This window comes from Polynucleobacter sp. (genome assembly GCF_040400325.1).
Classification (GTDB): Bacteria; Pseudomonadota; Gammaproteobacteria; order Burkholderiales; family Burkholderiaceae; genus Polynucleobacter.
The window spans coordinates 1-3,271 of the sequence record NZ_JBBAQK010000031.1; the positions used below are offsets into that span (position 1 = coordinate 1).

Consider the following 3,271-nt stretch of genomic DNA (forward strand, 5'->3'; position numbering starts at 1 on the left):
TTCTCACTTAGCTCCACCATGGTGCCATCAACAGCAATAGACCTTGGCGCAAAAGCAAAATACATCATCTCAGTTACTCCAACAGCCAAAGCTGCTGTTGAAGCTGCCGTTATAAAGGCAGGCTGGAAGATTGATGCCAAGTACAACTATGTTTTTGACGGTTATGTTGTAGAGCTACCAAAACTAGTTGCTGGTTTACTTGCAAAAATCCCTAACGTATTGACCGTTGAAGAAGACAAACCTGTTATGGGTCTAGCAATCCAAAACACGCAGAGTCCAACTCCAGCCTGGGGAATCGACCGTGTTGATCAACGTGAAAAAGTTGGCCTTACCGGATCTGTTAGCGCATACGGTTATCGCAGCGCTGGAGCTGGTGCAACAATTTATATTGGTGATACAGGTATTTATCCTCACGCAGATTTAGCAGGTCGTATTTCAACCTCTGGTTATTCATCAATTAATGATGGAAATGGCACTGTCGATTGCAATGGTCACGGAACACATGTGGCTGCAACGGCTGCGGGAACACAGTATGGATTAGCAAAGAATGCTCGAGTTGTTCCAGTTCGATTGTTGAACTGTGCCGGAAGTGGCGCTTATTCAGGAGTTATTGCTGCACTTGACTGGATCTTGAGTCCTGAAAATCCAAATCCAAAGACACAGGCTGTTTTGAATTTAAGTATCGGTGGAACCGCATCTGCAGCATTGAACTCTGCGATCTTGCGTTTAACAAATGCAGGTATCACAGTAGTTGCAGCAGCTGGTAATGAATCAACAGATGCATGTACCCGTTCTCCAGCTAGTGCACCGAGTGCAATTACTGTTGGTGCTACAACTCTTGCTGACGCGCCATCCTATTTTTCAAATCAAGGCAAATGTGTTGATATTTTCGCTCCAGGTTCAAGCATTCTCTCAGCCTGGTTTGGTGCAGCAGATGCGACGTACAGTGCAAGTGGTACCTCTATGGCAAGTCCCCATGTGGCAGGTGCCGCAGCTATATATCTAGGTTTAAATCCAACGGCATCTGTAGTTCAAGTGGCTCAGTATCTAGATGGCGAGTCAACAAAAGACGCTATCTCGAGTTTGAAAGTCGATACTGTCAATAAGTTGCTTTACGTTTCACCAACTGATGGTGGAGCCCCGATTGTTCCTCCAGTTGTTGCACAAAAGAGTGTTACAAACATTACCCACCTGGCAGCAGATGTATTAATTGATGTTAATCCAGGATTTGCGCCAACAACTTTAAGTTTTGAATATGGAACAGATGCAACATTTGCAGCAAAATCAAGTGCAACAGTTATTCCAGGCTTAGTTGATGGCGGAGCGCCGACATCTGCTTCTGTGAAGCTAGCTGGGTTATCGGCCTCCACAACTTACTCATTCAGAATCATCGGAGTTAATGAGTCAGGTCGCACAGTAAGTGCAACTGGATCATTCACGACTCTGCCACCCCCTGTTACAGCCCCGATTGCACGAGTAGCCGATGTAACAAACATAACTGCTTACAGCGCAACTCTTAATGGAGTAGTCCAGGCTGGTAATGCAACAGCTTCGGTCAGCTTTATGTATGGAACAGATCCAGAGTTTAAGGTCAATACAAGTAACGTTGCAGCATCTCCATTTCAGTTCAGTGGGAATAACTCCAATGATGTCACTTTGAGTATTTCCTTTCTTGACGGAGGAAAGAAGTATTACTACAAGGTCGTTGCAGTTAATTCGAGTGCAACAACCCATTCACCTGTCATGACATTTGATACTCCAGTTGCACCAGGATTACCTGCAACAGTTACTAACTCTGCTTCTCCTTTGAGTCGAACTGTTGCAACAGCCGCCTTTGAAACCACGGTAAATCCGAAGGGCCAAACAACTTCCGTAGAATTTGTCTGGGGATCTGATAAGTCCCTCACAGTTGGAATTAGCAAGCTAGTACTTCCAGCCAGCCCAATAACGGGTGAAGCGGATATTAAGCTCGTTGCCAACCCTAAAAATCTGTTGCCAGGTCGGGGTATTTACTACCAATTCATCGCCAGAAATGCATCCGGCATGACAAAGAGCGTGATTTATTACGCAATTATGAGTCCAGAGACTCCTGTCATCGTAAGTGCATATGCCAATACTAATTTGGCGAATGGAATCACCCTCAATTCGGTGATCAATCCAATGGGAAGCAATACCTACCCATTCTTCATCTATGGAACTGATCCAACCTTAACAACAGGCACAACAATGGTTGCAGCCGTACCAAAAGCAATTACGGGCCCATCAAATGTAACTGTTAATTTAGTCGTTACTGGATTAACTTCGGATACCCGTTACTACTTCCGTACTCGAATTGTTCCTTACACAGGTCCTTCAATCGGTCAGGAATCTTTGGGTCCAATTCAAACCTTTGAAACATTGAGAGTTGCTCCTGTACCAACACCAACACCAACACCAACACCAACACCAACACCAACACCAACACCTGGTCCCGATACTCAGGCCCCGGCCTTTGTTAGTGGATCCGTAACGCCTCAATCACTAGAGGTTTGTTCAACTTTGAATTCTGCGTCAGCGAAAGTGACTGACAACGTTGGGGTTACATCTGTGTCTTTACGAATTTTGGCACCTAACGGCCAAGTTATATCCAATTTTAGTGCTGGCCGTAAAGAAGGAACCGCAACTTCTGGTACCTACGCAAATGACTGGGTTGTTCCATGCAGCGCAGCATTAGGTAAATACCGAGTTGAAGCTCAAGCGAAGGATGCCGCTAATAACATTTCTCTTTGGACCGCCCTTGGCGAATTCCAAGTCAATGCTCCAAGCATTCCAGATACCAGTGCGCCATTAGTTGTATCGGGAACTATCTCTCAATCTTCAGTAAGTGTGTGTAAGGCGATTACAGAAATTCGTGCTCAAATTAAGGATGATTCTCGGATCACAAATGTCTCGGCATCTTTAGTGAACTCGGCTGGCCAAGTTGCATATGTTGAGACTCTACTATTGAGGTCTGGAACAACGGCTGATGGCTCATTTGCAAACGATATGTCCGTGCCTTGCTCGCTGCAGACAGGGACTTATACCGTAAGAATTCAAGCGACAGATCAATGGGGTAAGAGATCTGCGTTGACAAGTATTGGAAGTATTGAGGTTCTGCCTGTCGGTGGTGTTGTACCAACACCTACCCCAACTCCAGTGGTACCAACACCAACACCAACACCAACACCGACTCCAACTCCAACTCCAACACCAACACCAACACCAACACCAACACCAACACCAACACCAACAC

Annotated in this window: 1 protein-coding gene; it reads left to right on the forward strand. The window is 45.6% G+C overall.

Going from position 1 to position 3,271, the window contains the following annotated elements; all coding sequences use genetic code 11:
* Positions 1-18: 18 nt before the first annotated feature.
* A partial coding sequence (locus ABWP14_RS11305) for a S8 family serine peptidase (protein ID WP_353203074.1) occupies positions 19-3,271 on the forward strand: 3,253 nt, incomplete at its 3' end.